This is a genomic window from Candidatus Fukatsuia endosymbiont of Tuberolachnus salignus (genome assembly GCF_964030845.1).
Classification (GTDB): Bacteria; Pseudomonadota; Gammaproteobacteria; order Enterobacterales; family Enterobacteriaceae; genus Fukatsuia; species Fukatsuia symbiotica.
The window spans coordinates 2,045,678-2,063,402 of the sequence record NZ_OZ034983.1 but is presented as its reverse complement, the minus strand read 5'-3'; the positions used below and the strand labels follow the sequence as shown (position 1 = coordinate 2,063,402).

Below are 17,725 nucleotides of genomic sequence, written 5' to 3'. Positions count from 1 at the left end.
GCTTTTAAACAGTCAACATTATCCAGAAAAGAACAATAGGTTGTGGTTATAAACTGTGGCTTGCGGAGCAAACGCGTTAAATCGACCGCCTGGGGAGTACGGCCGCAAGGTTAAAACTCAAATGAATTGACGGGGGCCCGCACAAGCGGTGGAGCATGTGGTTTAATTCGATGCAACGCGAAGAACCTTACCTACTCTTGACATCCAGAGGAGTCGACAGAGATGTTGACGTGCCCTTCGGGGAGCTTTGAGACAGGTGCTGCATGGCTGTCGTCAGCTCGTGTTGTGAAATGTTGGGTTAAGTCCCGCAACGAGCGCAACCCTTATCTTTTGTTGCCAGCACGTAGAGGTGGGAACTCAAGAGAGACTGCCGGTGATAAACCGGAGGAAGGTGGGGATGACGTCAAGTCATCATGGCCCTTACGAGTAGGGCTACACACGTGCTACAATGGCGTATACAAAGAGAAGCGAGCCTGCGAGGGTGAGCGGACCTTATAAAGTACGTCGTAGTCCGGATTGGAGTCTGCAACTCGACTCCATGAAGTCGGAATCGCTAGTAATCGTGGATCAGAATGCTACGGTGAATACGTTCCCGGGCCTTGTACACACCGCCCGTCACACCATGGGAGTGTTTTGCAAAAGAAGTAGGTAGCTTAACCTTTGGGATGGCGCTTACCACTTTGTGAACCATGACTGGGGTGAAGTCGTAACAAGGTAACCGTAGGGGAACCTGCGGTTGGATCACCTCCTTACCTGAAGATAGGTATTGCGTGGTGTCCACACAGATTGTCTGATAGAAGTCGTTTCGTTTTTGTGCACTGAATATTTTTCCGTCCCCTTCGTCTAGAGGCCTAGGACACCGCCCTTTCACGGCGGTAACAGGGGTTCGAATCCCCTAGGGGACGCCATTTATTGGTATGAAAGAGGCAGTATAAGCGAGACAAAATATCTTAAAGCGTGTGATGGAATGTGTTTTAAGATATTGCTCTTTAATAATCTGGAACAAGCTGAAGCTGAGGCGATGAAGTCATGCGTGATGAAAATTAGGCGTGTGTCGTTGTGAGAACTCAGTACCCGAAGACAATTTCGGGTTGTAAGGTTAAGTAATGAAGCGTACAGGGCGGATGCCTAGGCAGTCAGAGGCGAAGAAGGGCGTGCAAATCTGCGAAAAGCGTCGGTAAGCTGATATGAAGCGAGAGAGCCGACGATCCCCGAATGGGGCAACCCAGTGCAATAAGTTGCACTATCGTTAGATGAATAAATAGTTTAACGAGGCGAACCGGGGGAACTGAAACATCTAAGTACCCCGAGGAAAAGAAATCAACCGAGATTCCCCTAGTAGCGGCGAGCGAGGGGGGAGCAGCCCAGAGTGTGTATTGTTAAGAGTGGTTAGGGGAATGACCTGGAAAGGTCGGCGATAAAGGGTGATAGCCCCGTACCTAAAAATGCGCTGACATTGCACTCAAAGAGTAGAGCGGGACACGAGAAATCCTGTTTGAAGACGGGGGGCCCATCCTCCAAGGCTAAATACTCCTGACTGACCGATAGTGAACCAGTACCGTGAGGGAAAGGCGAAAAGAACCCCGGCGAGGGGAGTGAAAGAGACCCTGAAACCCTGTACGTACAAGCAGTGGGAGCCTTGAATAGGGTGACTGCGTACCTTTTGTATAATGGGTCAGCGACTTATATTTTGTAGCAAGGTTAACCGTTTAGGGGAGCCGTAGGGAAACCGAGTCTGAATAGGGCGACGAGTTGCAAGGTATAGACCCGAAACCCGGTGATCTAGCCATGAGCAGGTTGAAGATAGGTTAACGCCCGTTGGAGGACCGAACCGACTTATGTTGAAAAATGAGCGGATGACTTGTGGCTGGGGGTGAAAGGCCAATCAAACCGGGAGATAGCTGGTTCTCCCCGAAAGCTATTTAGGTAGCGCCTCGTGAGATTATCTTCGGGGGTAGAGCACTGTTTCGGCTAGGGGGCCATCCCGGCTTACCACCCCGATGCAAACTGCGAATACCGAAGAATATATCACGGGAGACACACGGCGGGTGCTAACGTCCGTCGTGAAGAGGGCAACAACCCAGACCGCCAGCTAAGGTCCCGAAGTCATGGTTAAGTGGGAAACGAAGTGGGAAGGCGAAGACAGCCAGGATGTTGGCTTAGAAGCAGCCATCATTAAAAGAAAGCGTAATAGCTCACTGGTCGAGTCGGCCTGCGCGGAAGATGTAACGGGGCTAAACCATGCACCGAAGCTGCGGCAGTGGTGATTACAGATGTAATGACTGTTGGGTAGGGGAGCGTTCTGTAAGCCGCAGAAGGTGAATAGAGATGTTCACTGGAGGTATCAGAAGTGCGAATGCTGACATAAGTAACGATAAAGCGGGTGAAAAACCCGCTCGCCGAAAGACCAAGGGTTCCTGTCCAACGTTAATCGAGGCAGGGTGAGTCGACCCCTAAGGCGAGGCTGAAAAGCGTAGTCGATGGGCAACAGGTTAATATTCCTGTACAGTTTGTTATGACGAAGTGGTGACGGAGAAGGCTATGTTATCCGGGAGACGGTTTACCCGGTTCAATCGTGTAGGGAGTGCAGTTAGGCAAATCCGGCGGCACACAATCTTGAGGCGAGATGAGGAGGTACGTAAGGTACGTAAGTAACAGATGCCCGGCTTCCAGGAAAAGCCACTAAGTGAGATGTAACAGACGATCGTACCCGAAACCGACACAGGTGGTCAGGTAGAGCATACTAAGGCGCTTGAGAGAACTCGGGTGAAGGAACTAGGCAAAATGGTGCCGTAACTTCGGGAGAAGGCACGCTGATGTAGGTGAGGCACTGAGAACGTGCTGAGCGTATGTGAGTCGCAGAGACCAGCTGGCTGCAACTGTTTATTAAAAACACAGCACTGTGCCAACACGCAAGTGGACGTATACGGTGTGACGCCTGCCCGGTGCCGGAAGGTTAATTGATGGTGTAATCTGCGAGGAGAAGCGCTTGATCGAAGCCCCGGTAAACGGCGGCCGTAACTATAACGGTCCTAAGGTAGCGAAATTCCTTGTCGGGTAAGTTCCGACCTGCACGAATGGCGTAATGATGGCCAGGCTGTCTCCACCCGAGACTCAGTGAAATTGAACTCGCTGTGAAGATGCAGTGTACCCGCGGCAAGACGGAAAGACCCCGTGAACCTTTACTATAGCTTGACACTGGGACTTGAGAACTAATGTGTAGGATAGGTGGGAGGCGACGAGATGTGGACGCCAGTTTGCATGGAGCCGTTGTTGAAATACCACTCTTTAGTTTTTGATTTTCTAACTTAGCGCCGTGACCCGGCGCAAGGACAGTGTCTGGTGGGTAGTTTGACTGGGGCGGTCTCCTCCTAAAGCGTAACGGAGGAGCACGAAGGTTAGCTAATCACGGTCGGACATCGTGAGGATAGTGCAAAGGCATAAGCTAGCTTGACTGCGAGAGTGACGGCTCGAGCAGGTACGAAAGTAGGTCTTAGTGATCCGGTGGTTCTGAATGGAAGGGCCATCGCTCAACGGATAAAAGGTACTCCGGGGATAACAGGCTGATACCGCCCAAGAGTTCATATCGACGGCGGTGTTTGGCACCTCGATGTCGGCTCATCACATCCTGGGGCTGAAGTAGGTCCCAAGGGTATGGCTGTTCGCCATTTAAAGTGGTACGCGAGCTGGGTTTAGAACGTCGTGAGACAGTTCGGTCCCTATCTGCCGTGGGCGTAGGAAGATTGAGGGGGTCTGCTGCTAGTACGAGAGGACCGGAGTGGACGCATCGCTGGTGTACGGGTTGTCATGCCAATGGCATAGCCCGGTAGCTAAATGCGGAAGAGATAACCGCTGAAAGCATCTAAGCGGGAAACTTGCCCCGAGATGATTCTTCCCAGAGATAGTAATCTCCGAAGGGACGTTTAAGACGAAGACGTAGATAGGCTGGGTGTGTAATTGCAGTGATGCATTGAGCTAACCAGTACTAATGACCCAGGAGTCTTAACCTTACAACACCGAAGTTGTTTTATGTTGATTCAGCTTGCTTCTAGAAGCAGACATGTTGAGAGAGACATGTTGAGAGAAAGAATTTGCCTGGCGGCCCTAGCGCGATGGTCCCACCTGATCCCATTCCGAACTCAGAAGTGAAACATTGTAGCGCCGATGGTAGTGTGGGGTTTCCCCATGCGAGAGTAGGACACTGCCAGGCATCCATTTTTAAGGTAGTAGTTGGTATCCGAAAGGGTTATATTGGACAGATACTAAGGTAACTGAAGCCCTGTGTGAAAACGCAGGGCTTCAGTTTTTTGTAATACCAATGCGACTCACTAGTGCATTGATATTGGTTTTTTACTTTAGGATTATTGGTTAACTCTGAAGCAATTTTTAAGGTAACGTAAGCTAAATCTTATATCTATAAAATGAATGATATTCCTGAATTCTGTCCAATAGTTACTGGACTGACATCGAAATTTTAGATATTAATTTTATAAATTACAAAAAATTACGTATATAATGGGAACAGATATAAAATAAATTCTGTTAAAAAATTAATGAGTAAAATAAATAATACATAACGAATTGTTGTAAAATAATAATTCTCTTTATATCGGTATGTTATTTATCTTTAATGATATATAAACAGGGTGTACATATTGAAATCACTGTCAATTAATATTATTTATAAATAACTGAGAGTAATTTACTAAAACTATCTAGAGAGTTTATTATTTTTTATGAGAATAAAGTAACTAATAATATTTTGTTTTTGAGATAAATTATTCATAATGAGCTAAATGAGGCAGTATAAAAAGGCGATATTCTTTTAATATAATCCTAAATTCTTATGCAACATATTGAAATAAATATAATAATCATATGAAAATTTATTCTGTATTTGGGATGATGATCACGGTAGTGATTACTTATAATGGTTATCTTCTCGCTAGCGAGTCAACATGATAGAGTATAAAGTGGAACGAAGAAATAAATTATAATGGAGTAATGCTCACCTTTTTTACTGTTACGGCTAAATCTATATTGAATAGCGTAGTATGTAATAGTTAAGGTGCAAATTTAGATAAGATTATTTTGATGGAGTTTTTACCTGATGTAATTATGAGAATCAGTAACACATTAACAGGTAGATAAGCGTCAGTTATTAATTCCAACTTACGGTGTTTAAATCGGAGATTTCTATGGACACTACTCAATCAGCCGCCAGTGTATCTCAGAAAAGAACACTAGTGGGTACATGGCGAAAAAGTGATACCACATGGATGTTAGGTTTGTATGGCACTGCTATTGGCGCTGGTGTTCTTTTTTTGCCAATTAATGCGGGTGTGGGGGGCTTATTGCCATTAATAATTATGGCTATCATCGCTTTTCCAATGACTTTTTTTGCTCACCGTGGTCTATGTCGTTTCGTTCTTTCCGGAAAAAATCCGGGTGAGGATATTACAGAAGTGGTTGAAGAACACTTCGGCATTGGTACCGGAAAACTGATTACCTTGCTTTATTTTTTTGCTATCTATCCGATCTTGTTGGTTTATGGTGTGGCTATTACTAACACTGTCGACAGCTTCATAGTCAATCAAATACATCTGCCATCACCCCCACGGGCTATTTTGTCACTTATTTTGATCGCGGGCTTGATGATTATCGTTCGTTTTGGTGAGAACTTCATGGTTAAAGCGGTAAGTGTATTGGTTTTTCCCTTTGTTGCCGTACTCACGCTACTTGCTTTATACCTGATCCCCCATTGGTCTGGAGCGATTTTTGAAAGTTTATCCGTAGAGGGTAACGGTGTCGGGCAGGGGATGTTAATGACGCTGTGGCTGGTTATCCCAGTAATGGTCTTTGCGTTTAACCACTCTCCTATTATCTCGGCTTTTGCCGTGGCAAAACGTGAAGAATATGGTAATGCTGCTGAGGAGAAATGTTCACGCATTCTGGTGTATAGCCATATCCTGATGGTATTAACGGTAATGTTTTTCGTATTTAGTTGTGTATTGAGCCTGTCTCCGGCAGATCTGATGGCAGCCAAGGCTCAAAACATTTCCATTCTTTCTTATCTGGCTAACCGTCTTAACACACCCATCATTGCCTATGTAGCACCGATTATTGCCTTTGTTGCGATCAGTACCTCTTTTTTTGGTCACTATATGGGTGCTCGTGAAGGTTTTAACCGCATGGTTATCAAATCATTGTACAGAAAAGGTAAAACTGTTCACCCTGACAAATTAAACCGTATAACGGCATTTTTTATGCTGGTGAGCACCTGGATTGTGGCGACGCTAAATCCCAGTATTTTGGGTATGATTGAAAATTTGGGAGGTCCGATCATTGCCATGCTACTATTTTTGATGCCCATGTATGCTATCAACAAAGTGCCGGCTATGCATAAGTATCGTGGTGATATTAGTAATATCTTTGTGATTATTATGGGATTGATATCTATTTCGGCGATTCTTTATAGCCTTTTAGGCTAATCATCTGTTGGCTGGATTATGATGGCCAGCCACTGATTAGATTTCTTATGACTATCAAGGGCACTAACAGTTATGTTCCTCTCTTCTTAATTGGATAGCAATTTTCTAGACATATTGATGTGACTAAGGAAAATTGCTTTTCATATATTAGTAAAGAGCTTCTTTTGTCGGTTGTATACTTATTTTACTTGAAGATGCTGGTTTTTTTATAGCTAGCTTGGCTTTATCTGCTGAAATAAAATTGGGTCAATTAAATATAAATCCTAACTTATTCTCACTAACAACCATTATTACTTTATTTTTTTCTATATCAAATAGGATATAAAAAAATCTATCTGATACTTCTAAAATAATATGGGTACCGGCTGCTACAGATTTTGGTCATTAGCGGTCCATTGTCTAGACTTGTGATATCATAAATTTACAAAAAAGTACTGTAATAGCCAGCAATACTGACAAGCTGCCCAATACAGAGGTAATCTAGGTAGACAGTGGGTTTCAGTCTCATATGTAATACAGAGTAAGCGGTGACGATTTGGAGAATAAAGTATGTCGCGGAATGACCGTAATCCTCTCGACCGTGATCCCATCGGGCGGAAAAAAAGAAAATCAATCAGTAATCCTAAACAGAAAAAACCATCAGCCAGGCGGCGTGACGATGATGAAGAAAATTTTCTGGAAGAGGGTGACGAGGAGCAAGAATCAATGCGAAGCAAGAAAAAATCGTCTCCAGTACGGAAAAAACGTCGTTGGTTGGGATTATCGATCAAATTATTTTTAGTCATTGTACTTCTGTTGGTGGGCTATGGTGTTTATCTTAACGGAGAAATTCGTAAACGTATTGATGGTCAAGTCTGGGATCTGCCAGCAGCGGTATATGGTCGTGTGCTAAACCTTGAACCGGGTATGGCCTATAGTAAAAAAGAAATGATTAATTTATTGGAGGCGATGCAATATCGTCAGGTTAGTCGCATGACTCGCCCCGGTGAATTTACCGTGCAAGGTAGCAGTATTGAAATGTTACGCCGTCCATTCGATTTCCCTGACGGTAAAGAAGGACAGATCCATGCTCGTCTGCTGTTTAGCAATGATCATCTCACACAAATCGAAAATTTGGACAATCAGCGCCGCTTTGGTTTTTTTCGGCTGGATCCTAAATTAATCACCATGTTGCAATCTCCCAACGGAGAACAACGCTTATTTGTCTCCCGTTCTGGATTTCCTGAATTGTTGGTGGATACGTTGTTGACAACCGAAGACCGTCATTTTTATCAACATGATGGCATTAGTTTTTATTCAATTGCTCGTGCAATATTGGCTAATCTAACGGCAGGAAAAACGGTACAGGGTGGTAGCACTCTAACTCAACAATTAGTCAAAAATATGTTTTTGACTAATGAGCGTTCTCTGTTACGTAAGGCTAATGAAGCCTATATGGCGTTATTGGTCGATTATCGCTACAGTAAAGATCGTATCTTGGAATTGTACCTTAATGAAGTATATCTCGGCCAGAATGGCAGCGATCAAATCCGTGGTTTTCCTCTGGCAAGTTTGTATTATTTTGGTCGCCCAGTGAACGAACTGAGTTTGGATCAACAAGCGATGCTCGTTGGCATGGTAAAAGGTGCTTCTTTGTATAATCCATGGCGTAACCCTAAACTGGCACTAGAACGGCGCAATCTGGTGTTGAAATTGTTGCAAAACCAAGGAGTTATTGATGCTGAATTGTATAATATGCTCAGTGTGCGACCATTGGGAGTACAGCCCAGAGGTGGAGTGATTTCTCCACAACCGGCTTTTATGCAAATGGTACGTCAGGAATTACAACAAAAACTGGGCGATAAAGTTAACGATTTATCTGGAGTAAAAATTTTCACCACGCTAGACCCTGTTTCACAGGACGCGGCGGAAAAATCGGTTGAAAATGGTATGCCGGTGTTGAAGGCGGCACGTCATATTGATGATTTGGAAACAGCTATGGTAGTGGTCGATCGCTTAAGTGGTGAAATCCACGCGATGGTAGGCGGTGCTCAGCCACAATTTGCTGGATTTAACCGCGCGATGCAGGCTCGTCGTCCAATCGGCTCGCTAGCGAAACCATCGACTTATTTAACGGCGCTGAGTCAACCGGATAAATACCGTTTAAATACTTGGCTAGCAGATAAGCCTCTAGCGCTCAAACAGCCCAATGGTTCTGTATGGCAACCGAAAAATTATAATCGTCAGTTTAGTGGTCGTACGATGCTACTGGATGCATTAGTGAATTCGCTAAATGTCCCGACGGTCAATTTGGGTCTGTCGGTTGGATTAGATCAGATTAGCGCGACTTTACAACGTTTGGGAATTTCATCTTCAGTCATCAATTTGGTGCCCGCTATGTTATTAGGATCGACCAGCCTGACACCGCTGGAAGTGGCGCAAGAATATCAAACTATCGCCAGTGGTGGTAATCGTGCAACCTTATCTGCGCTACGTGCAGTGATTGCCGAAGATGGAACGGTACTGTATCGTAGCTTTCCACAGGCTGAACGTATGATCCCTGCTCAAGCCGCTTATCTGACCCTGTATGGGATGCAACAAGTTGTAGTACGTGGTACTTCACGCGCACTGGAGGCAAAATTTTCGCATTACAATCTGGCAGCGAAAACCGGAACGACCAATGATCTCCGTGATAGCTGGTTTGCCGGAGTGGATGGTAAAGAGGTTGCTATCGTTTGGGTCGGTCGTGATAACAATGGTCCGGCACAATTGACCGGGGCTAATGGTGCTTTAACTCTGTATCGTCGTTATTTGGAAAACCAAACGCCATTGCCGCTGACGTTACAGCCACCGGAGGGGATTGTTGAAATGAACATTGATGCTGCCGGTAACTTCATCTGTGGTACTGACAGTCATTGGCGCACTATTCCTGTTTGGACGGAAAATCCGTCCGGGCTTTGTAAAATGACTCAAGAAGCACCACGGCAATTCGAAGAACAGCTGTTTGAAGAACATAAATCGGAAGAAGATGGTGTTACTAATTGGATTAAAGATATCTTCGGGTAGTTATGGATTACAATCAGGGGAGAAGGTTTAACACAAATTCCATGCATTATCTGTTAGAATGCTGGCTTTCAATTTCTTAGTTATCGCTACGATGCTAGACACTCATTTTCCTTTTCCTGAAGATAGTCTGCCTGAACGGAGACTTCAGGCACAGCGTGATAATTTATTTGCTACGCCAATCGCGAAACTGGGTGATTGGACATTCGATGAACAGGTAGCAGACGTGTTTCCCGATATGATCCAGCGCTCAGTACCAGGTTATGCCAATATCATTACCATGATCGGCATGTTGGCCAAGCGTTTTGTGCAGCCTCATAGCCAAATTTATGATCTCGGCTGTGCTTTAGGGGCTGCTGCGCTCTCTGTGCGCCTTAATATTGATGTTCCAGGTTGTAAAATTATTGCTATCGATAATTCACCCGAGATGGTTAATCGTTGTCGTTACCATATCGAAGCTTTACCCGCAGATACACCAGTGGAAGTGATGGAAGCGGATATTTTGGCTATTCCACTGGAAAATGCCTCGATGGTAGTGCTTAATTTTACTTTACAGTTCATTAACCCAAGCGATCGCCAGCATTTATTAAACCGAATTTATCAAAGCTTGAGGCCCGGTTGTGTCTTGGTTTTATCCGAAAAATTCACTTTTGAAGACGCCCAGGTTGGCGAACTCCTGTTCGATATGCATCATGATTTTAAACGTGCCAACGGCTATAGCGAATTAGAAATCAGTCAAAAGCGCAGCATGCTAGAAAATATCATGCTGACCGATTCGGTAGAAACTCATAAAAAACGTTTACGTCAGGCAGGATTTGAACACACAGAGCTTTGGTTTCAGTGCCTTAACTTTGGTTCTCTGATTGCGTTAAAAACAGAAAAAACCACATGATTGAATTTGGTGATTTTTATCAACTTATTGCCAAAGGTTCTCTCAGTCATTGGTTGGATAAACTGCCTAGCCAACTCAGTCGTTACCGGTGTGAGGCCCAACAGGGTAAATTTAAAAGCTGGCTTAATACGGTAGCAAAATTACCCCCGCTTATACCCAATAGGCTGGATCTATTGTGTTCTGTACATGCTGATATCAGTCCAGCACTGTCTACGGGTCAACGTGAAGGGATTGAAAAGAGGTTGAGGGCCTTAATACCTTGGCGTAAAGGCCCTTTTTTCCTATACGGTATAGATATCAATACAGAGTGGCGCTCGGATTGGAAATGGCAGCGGGTATTACCTCATATTAACCCACTGGTGGGACGTATCGTCCTTGATGTCGGTTGTGGCAACGGCTATCACCTTTGGCGTATGGTGGGTGCTGGAGCAAAACTCGCTGTCGGTATCGATCCTATGCCATTATTCCTTTGTCAATTTGAAGCCGTACGCAAATTATTAGCCGGTGATCAGCGTGCCCACTTGTTACCGCTAGGCATCGAACAGCTGCCCGTTTTAGCGGCCTTTGATACCGTATTTTCGATGGGAGTGCTCTATCATCGCCGTTCCCCACTGGAGCATCTTTATCAACTTAAGAATCAACTCCTGCCTGGAGGGCAATTGGTTCTCGAGACACTGGTTGTGACAGGAGATCGCCACCAGGTGCTAGTTCCGGGTGATCGTTATGCCCAGATGCGTAATGTTTATTTTATCCCCTCTACCGAAGCACTTAAATCCTGGTTGGAAAAATGTGGCTTTATTGACGTCAGTATCATCGATACCACAGTAACGACACCCGATGAACAGCGCCGAACCGATTGGATGACCAACGAATCTTTGGCTAACTTTCTCGATCCACAAGATAGTAGCAAAACAGTAGAAGGTTATCCCGCACCCTTACGTGCCATTCTTATCGCCCATAAACCGGACTGATCACTGTGAGTTAGCGTGACGGCCTGGTGCTAATTGAATCTGACCAATTAAAGGTTGTCGTACTGGATGTTGTTTTCGCCCCTTTTCTTTTTGAACGATTTGCTGTGGCAAGCTTGGCACGTTTTTGCATGATGTCACTAACGGCAGCATCTTTAATTTTATTTTGTTCTGAGTTAGTCAAGGTGCGCCCCAGGTTGACTCTAGCTCTACCCAACTGGGTTTTGACTTCAAGTTGTTCAGATGCCGTCATCTCTTTTAGTGTTAATTTTTTCATTTTTTTCTCCTTAAATTTACCGATGTTATCCATCAAGATAGATGAAGAGTCCACAATTTTATATTCTCACCGCGGAGAAATGTGCTGCTGTCAGCGGTGGCGTTTTGTAAAAAGAGTGTAATGCCTGGATAAAACACACAGTGCGTGCTGAGATCCCTTGCGTTAAATAGCACAACACCTGCTCATGCACTTTGCAGAGAAATGCTTCTCGATCTGGCTCACTATTGCCCTGTAAATTGTCACAGCTGACGTTAAAAGGGAAACCAGCCGCTGTACAAAACAGCCATTCCAGCGCTTGCGGTTTAATCTCTAACTTCTCAAACTGACTTTGCTTCAGGGCATCACGACCATCAGGGCAGTACCAATAGCCAAAATCGACTAATTTTCGTCTTTCTTCCCCAGCTATACACCAATGGGCAATTTCATGCAAGGCACTGGCATAAAAACCGTGAGCAAAAATAATCCGATGGTAACTTGTTTGTTCATTGGCTGGCAGATAAATAGGTTCGTCATCACCTTTTAGCAAGCGTGTATTGTAATGGTTAGTGAAGCATTGGTTAAAAATAGTGATCAACTGCTGATAATGATGTCTCATGATAATGTCTTTTTTAATTGATATACCTGTTTGACATGAAGATACGGGTTTTTGTGTTTAGACGAATATTATCAATTTTTAATAAAAATCATAACGTTGTGCACTGTTAAATGATCTAATTTCCCCCGTGTTTTGAATGGTGATGAGTATATTACACATCGTTTTGTTCAAACAGGTTGTGGCTCGCCACACTGTGCTCTCTGGCGTAGTAGATGATCCATTAATATAATTGCCATCATGGCCTCTGCGATTGGCACCGCACGCAGTCCGACACAGGGATCATGGCGTCCAGAAGTGACTATTGCCACCGTTTCACCTTGGCGATTGATTGTTTTTCCAGGCACCCTAATGCTTGAGGTCGGTTTCAATGCCAGATGTGCGATCAGTGGTTGTCCACTGCTGATACCTCCCAAAATACCCCCAGCATGGTTACTTTGAAAACCCTGCATGGTGATTTCGTCACGATTTTCACTACCACGTTTATTAACCACGGAAAAACCGGCACCTATTTCCACACCTTTTACGGCATTAATACTCATTAACGCATGAGCTAAATCCGCATCCAAACGATCAAATACCGGTTCCCCCAAACCCACGGGCACATTCTCAGCCACTACCGTTATTTTCGCACCAATAGAGTCGCCCACTTTTTTTAAATCGCGTATCAAAGCATCAAGTTGCTCCAGTTTACTCGCATCTGGACAGAAAAATGGATTTTCTTCAACTAAATTCCAGTCTTTCAGCTCACAACAAATATCGCCGATCTGAGACAAATAGCCACGTATTTGTATTCCACTGTGTTGCAACAAATATTTTTTAGCGATTGCCCCAGCTGCAACACGCATTACTGTTTCACGGGCGGAAGCACGCCCGCCGCCACGGTAATCGCGCACACCAAATTTCTTTTCATAGGTATAATCAGCATGACCGGGGCGGAAAGTGTCTTTAATCTCACTGTAGTCCTGTGGGCGCGGATCCGTATTTTCAATCATCAAGCCAACACTGGTGCCACTCGTCACACCGCCGAAGACGCCTGAGAGGATATGTACCCGATCCAACTCAAGACGCGGTGAAGTATAACGAGAAGCTCCCGGACGCCGTCTGTCAAGATCTTTTTGTAAATCCTCTGGAGAAAGAGGAATACCAGGCGGAACACCGTCAATAATACAGCCCAAAGCGATGCCATGAGATTCACCAAAGGTGGTGACACGGAAAAATTGTCCAATACTATTACCAGCCATCAAGACTCCTTATCAATAGACTTCTTGCAAAAACTACTATGTGCTGCGAATTCTGCGTTACGTGTGCTAGCAATCCTCACGTATTGCGTGTACCGCCGCAGTTGCTGTGCTCCGAGAGCTTTGATTTCAACATCCCTCGCTACGGTTTTGTAAGAAGTCTAATGATATTTATTAATTACGATAAAAACAAAAATGATGGTGGTATTCCTTCAATTGTTGCTGAGTCAGCATAAAAACCCCATCTCCCCCTCTATCGAATTTCAGCCAATTAAAGGGAATATTAGGATAGTGTTCTATGAGCCTGACCATGCTGTTACCTACTTCGCAAATCAACACACCGTCATCTTGCAAAAAATCTGGCGCACAAGCCAAGACACGATTTATCAATTTTAGACCGTCACTCCCTGCGACCAATCCCAATTCAGGTTCACAACGAAATTCAGGGGGTAAATCCGCCATATCTTCGGCATCGACGTACGGCGGATTAGTCACGATCAAGTCATATTGCATCGGTGGTAAATCGCGGAACAAATCAGAGCGAATTGGCGTGACTCGCTGTTCAACCGCGTGCTGTTGAATATTGTATTCAGTCACTGCCAACACTTCCTCTGAAATATCAACGGCATCAATCTCCGCTTGTTCAAAGGCATGTGCACAAGCAATGGCAATACAACCACTGCCAGTACAAATATCTAAAATGTATTTGGGAATACCGACCAACAAATCATCAAAACGCTTATCAATCAGCTCACCAATGGGAGAGCGGGGCACCAAAACACGCTGATCGACATAATATTCTTGTCCACAGAACCAGGCCTTATTAGTGAGATAGGCTACCGGGATACGCTTTTCAACACGGCACTTCACCCGTTCAACGATGAGCTGCCGTTCATCTGAGATTAAACGGGCATGGCACAAAATATCTATCGGCATATCTACCGGCAAATACAGACTGGGGAGAACCAATTTCAATGCTTCGTCCCAAGGATTGTCAGTACCGTGACCATAATAAAGATCGGCAGCATTAAAGCAGCTAACCGCCCAGCGCAGCATATCCACAACGGTATGTAATTCGTTTACCACTTTATCGACGAAAATTTTTTTCAATTTTTTGGCTCCATTTAAATGACAGCCATAATAACATAGAGAAACCGTAGAAATTTTATCTACTGGTGAGTCGATCATTTATGAGCAGCTAATAGCAAAGGCTTCCCTTTCAACTTGTCCTGTCAATCGTTTGATATTTGGCAGGGTGATAGGTGTACCAGGATAGACATTCTGTACGGAAACCACTTTTTGCTTACTATTGGGAACCTGAAGATTATCAAATCTATTGTGTATTGTCCCCTTTGCTATCAACTGGATCCCGCCAAGGTCGAGACATTTATACTGCCAGTGTTGAGTTTGCTGCGCTCGGGATGGTAAATGATGCAGTAAAACACCGTAAGCCACGCCAAAGATCAGCGGCACATTCATTTTGTTATCCTCTCTTCCCTTTATTTTAGTTTTCATCACAGGGGTAATATATAGGCGTTAGTGGAAGTATTTTATTTGCTATAAAAATCAATAAATTAAAAACAAAAAGTCACAATCGATCGAAATTAGGTCAAAATGCCAAGTGGATTATCTCATCTCTTAACGTCTTACTCGATAACTCAAAAATCATAAAAATGTATCAAATTTCGTCCCACTCACTTCCTCGGCTATCACGGTATTTATCCGTCATGGCAGAAGATTTGTGTCCCAGTAATTTCTGTGCAAAATCTTTACCTCTGGCGTCACTGTGCAGCCTCGCGGATAAACTTCTGATTTCGTGAAATGAAGGCGGTTTACCCTGCCATTTCAAGCCGGATTGTTCTCGTGAGTGTGTAAATCCTTGCGACAAGCTTTTAGCACTGAGCTGAGTTTTTTTCTTCCCGATAAATACGTATTTTTCATCCCTTATTCGTTGCCGACAATCATTGAGAATGCCTTCAACGTTTTTATCAATTATCGCCAAACTCAAGGTTAAGGGGATCGCCAGTTTCATCCCGGTCTTCTGTTGCTCTACCCACCATTTCCCATCATAAATATCTTGCCATTTCATCCGTTGGATATCCCCTACCCGCTGGCCCGTCAGTAAGGCCAAGTCCATGCTTAAACCTATCCACGGCTGCCGTTGGTTTGCTGCCTCTCTGATAACAATAAATTCTTCCAGGGATAAACGCTCCCGATTGACCTGTACACGAGGGCTTCTCGTGGCGGTGACCGGATTGGTTTCCAGATGCCCCTCTGCAATGGCTTCATTAAACATATCGATCAACAAGCTGCGGAGTAATTTTGCACTAGTGGTTTTGCCTTGGTCACTGTAACTATTGAGAAATTCAGCAATCTCTTTGGTTGTGAGGGTACTCAGTGCCTTATCAGAAAAAGCACGGGTAATGGCTGTTAATCTTGATTGGTAGTCTCTGATAGTGTTAGACCGAAGGCCACGTTGATGCAATTTTTCCTTAAATTTGGCGACCCATTCCGTTACCGACAGGGTATTCACCTCGTTGATCCTGTCTACTAAACTGTAGTGTTGGTCAAAAATCTGCCTGTTCATGGCAATCGCTTCGTTAATCGCGATACGTTTCACGCTCCCTACGCCATATTCCTTACCCGTTCGTGGGTCTCGATAGCAATAGTAGCCGTTATTGCGGACATACAGATTGGGCGGCAGGTCTCGGTTAGCCGGCTTTCTTTTGCGTGCCATGATACAGTCTCTCCATTAAGCGCTTTCCGGCGTAACTGGCGGGGTTGGTTGGGTCAATTTTCTCGGCATGCGCCTCGACCAGGTATTCTCGGCCATCGCGCCGTGGCGGCGGTTGGATGACGCCAGAGCGGACCCATCGACGTACTTGTTCCATGCAACGCGGGCGAGGCTGATTTTGATTCCATTGTTTGAGGCTGATTTCCATAGCAGCACTTTCCTTATCAAACTAAAAATGTCATGACCTCGTCCGTGTTTTAGACGGAAGGATCATAGAGGGGCATGTGAATAACTTTATTTCAAGAATAAAAAAGAATGAGAGGAATAATCAATATCAATAAATAATAGAGTCGTGCATTGTTATAAGGGGTAGTATTAAAATAAGGTTCTCTCTTCATAGTCCTAATAATGAGGCAATCATATAAAATTTATCCAATAAAAATAGCCTTGACGAGGAAGGCTATTTTTTATTAGAAATAATTAATAAACATTAAAATCGTGGTAGCAATCCAACGACCTACGTTAAACGCATTATTTTATGAAACATCAATAAGGTGTATATTTATGGCAATCGATGTGTAGGCTTTTTTTTCTTCTTGAACCAACTTCTTAATCGGGTAAACCAATTTTTCTTTTCATTTTTCTTAGCTTCCAACGCCTTATTAATTAACGCTCGTTTTCTCGCTCTGCTCTGTCTGTTGCTCATAATCAAATCTCCTATTCAATAAACTGTATCCCGGGGCGTATAAACGCGTGGGGAATAGTGCGATCAAATCCGGTTTTATGACAAAAGTGTTTAAAGTCTCGAAATGAATGTACTTTCTCTTTTTGATAGATAATACGAATTCTATTTTCTATCGTACGATGGGAACGTGCCAATGTTTTACCTATTTCCTTGGCACTCATCGTACGTAATAAATAAAATATTATCCTCAGTTCAGATTGAGTAAATAGATTCGATGGCGGTTCAAATAATAGCGTGGCAGTCAGCTTGTCTACGTAGTGTGGCAGTGAAACAATAGCCAATTTTCTGCCATAAAAAACGGTGCCGATGCATTTATTTCTTTTATTATGCAGCGGAAAGGTTTCGTATAAATAAGGTTGCAGTTTTTGCTCACGACCAAAGAAATGCGTTTTAATTAGGGTAATTTTTTGTCCGCTTTTTATAACCTCTTTTCCCAGTTTTTGAATTATTAAAGCAAATTCTGTAATACAAGTGGGAAGTTCATCATCACGCCGTCCTATAACATCAAATCCTTGTGGCAAATTCAAAAAGTCAAAAAAAGCTCGATTTGCATAAATAAAGCGTGAGTCACGGTCTTTTATTCCCCAAACATCTTGACTGTTTTCCATTATAGATGTTAGAGGAAATGAGCGGGACGGCAGGTCAATCTTTCTCATAAATTATTCCATGAATTTTGTTTAGTCTGTTTCCGTATAAGTAAGTCGCGAATAAGAGAGATAATCAATATGAGAAAAAAGGGTGTC

At 43.9% G+C, this 17,725-nt stretch carries 13 protein-coding genes, 1 tRNA gene, 2 rRNA genes and 1 other annotated feature (1 of these 17 only partly in view); of the genes, 7 read left to right on the top strand and 9 right to left on the bottom strand.

The window, feature by feature from the left end:
• Positions 1-752: a sequence feature (16S ribosomal RNA rRNA prediction is too short), on the top strand (it extends 168 nt beyond the left edge of the window).
• Between the two features lie 80 nt (positions 753-832).
• The 7 genes from AAHH42_RS09970 (at position 833) to cmoB (ending at position 11,396) form a co-directional block, all read left to right on the top strand.
• Positions 833-908: transfer RNA gene (locus tag AAHH42_RS09970), tRNA-Glu, on the top strand.
• Between the two features lie 189 nt (positions 909-1,097).
• A 23S ribosomal RNA gene (locus tag AAHH42_RS09965) occupies positions 1,098-4,010 on the top strand.
• Between the two features lie 84 nt (positions 4,011-4,094).
• Positions 4,095-4,210 (top strand): 5S ribosomal RNA (rrf, locus tag AAHH42_RS09960).
• Between the two features lie 988 nt (positions 4,211-5,198).
• Positions 5,199-6,491: an HAAAP family serine/threonine permease gene (locus AAHH42_RS09955; protein ID WP_072550988.1), complete on the top strand. Its 1,293-nt coding sequence runs from the start codon at positions 5,199-5,201 to the stop codon at positions 6,489-6,491.
• A gap of 549 nt (positions 6,492-7,040) precedes the next feature.
• Positions 7,041-9,536: a bifunctional glycosyl transferase/transpeptidase gene (mrcB, locus tag AAHH42_RS09950; protein WP_342221023.1), complete on the top strand. Its 2,496-nt coding sequence runs from the start codon at positions 7,041-7,043 to the stop codon at positions 9,534-9,536.
• A gap of 91 nt (positions 9,537-9,627) precedes the next feature.
• Positions 9,628-10,425, top strand: coding sequence for a carboxy-S-adenosyl-L-methionine synthase CmoA (gene cmoA / locus AAHH42_RS09945; protein WP_342222059.1), 798 nt, complete (start codon positions 9,628-9,630; stop codon positions 10,423-10,425).
• Positions 10,422-11,396, top strand: a complete 975-nt coding sequence (gene cmoB / locus AAHH42_RS09940) for a tRNA 5-methoxyuridine(34)/uridine 5-oxyacetic acid(34) synthase CmoB (RefSeq protein WP_342221022.1) — start codon at positions 10,422-10,424, stop codon at positions 11,394-11,396. The genes cmoA and cmoB overlap by 4 nt, the downstream gene beginning before the upstream one ends.
• Before the next feature lie 10 nt (positions 11,397-11,406).
• Here the strand turns inward: cmoB and AAHH42_RS09935 are convergent, their stop codons facing one another.
• The 9 genes from AAHH42_RS09935 to AAHH42_RS09895 form a co-directional block, all read right to left on the bottom strand.
• The gene (locus AAHH42_RS09935) at positions 11,407-11,670 is read right to left on the bottom strand and encodes a DUF3811 domain-containing protein (protein ID WP_072550985.1); all 264 of its coding nucleotides are present in this window, start codon (positions 11,668-11,670) and stop codon (positions 11,407-11,409) included.
• A 58-nt stretch (positions 11,671-11,728) separates the two neighbouring features.
• A complete protein-coding gene (locus AAHH42_RS09930; protein WP_072550984.1) occupies positions 11,729-12,265 on the bottom strand; it encodes an elongation factor P hydroxylase in 537 nt (178 codons plus the stop codon).
• Between the two features lie 167 nt (positions 12,266-12,432).
• Complete coding sequence (aroC, locus tag AAHH42_RS09925) at positions 12,433-13,506, bottom strand: chorismate synthase (protein WP_342221021.1); 1,074 nt, start codon at positions 13,504-13,506, stop codon at positions 12,433-12,435.
• Between the two features lie 171 nt (positions 13,507-13,677).
• On the bottom strand, positions 13,678-14,613 hold the full coding sequence (prmB, locus tag AAHH42_RS09920) for a 50S ribosomal protein L3 N(5)-glutamine methyltransferase (RefSeq protein WP_342221020.1): 936 nt from the start codon (positions 14,611-14,613) through the stop codon (positions 13,678-13,680).
• A gap of 78 nt (positions 14,614-14,691) precedes the next feature.
• Positions 14,692-14,982, bottom strand: a complete 291-nt coding sequence (locus tag AAHH42_RS09915) for a hypothetical protein (RefSeq protein ID WP_072550982.1) — start codon at positions 14,980-14,982, stop codon at positions 14,692-14,694.
• 199 nt (positions 14,983-15,181) lie between these two features.
• Positions 15,182-16,240, bottom strand: a complete 1,059-nt coding sequence (locus AAHH42_RS09910) for a tyrosine-type recombinase/integrase (RefSeq protein ID WP_072550981.1) — start codon at positions 16,238-16,240, stop codon at positions 15,182-15,184.
• Positions 16,215-16,445, bottom strand: coding sequence for an excisionase (locus tag AAHH42_RS09905; RefSeq protein WP_072550980.1), 231 nt, complete (start codon positions 16,443-16,445; stop codon positions 16,215-16,217). The genes AAHH42_RS09910 and AAHH42_RS09905 overlap by 26 nt, the downstream gene beginning before the upstream one ends.
• 354 nt (positions 16,446-16,799) lie before the next feature.
• A complete protein-coding gene (locus AAHH42_RS09900) occupies positions 16,800-16,943 on the bottom strand; it encodes a hypothetical protein (protein ID WP_162859937.1) in 144 nt (47 codons plus the stop codon).
• 11 nt (positions 16,944-16,954) lie between these two features.
• Entirely contained in the window at positions 16,955-17,638 is a 684-nt protein-coding gene (locus AAHH42_RS09895; RefSeq protein ID WP_342221019.1) for a PAS domain-containing protein, read from the bottom strand.
• Positions 17,639-17,725: the final 87 nt, after the last annotated feature.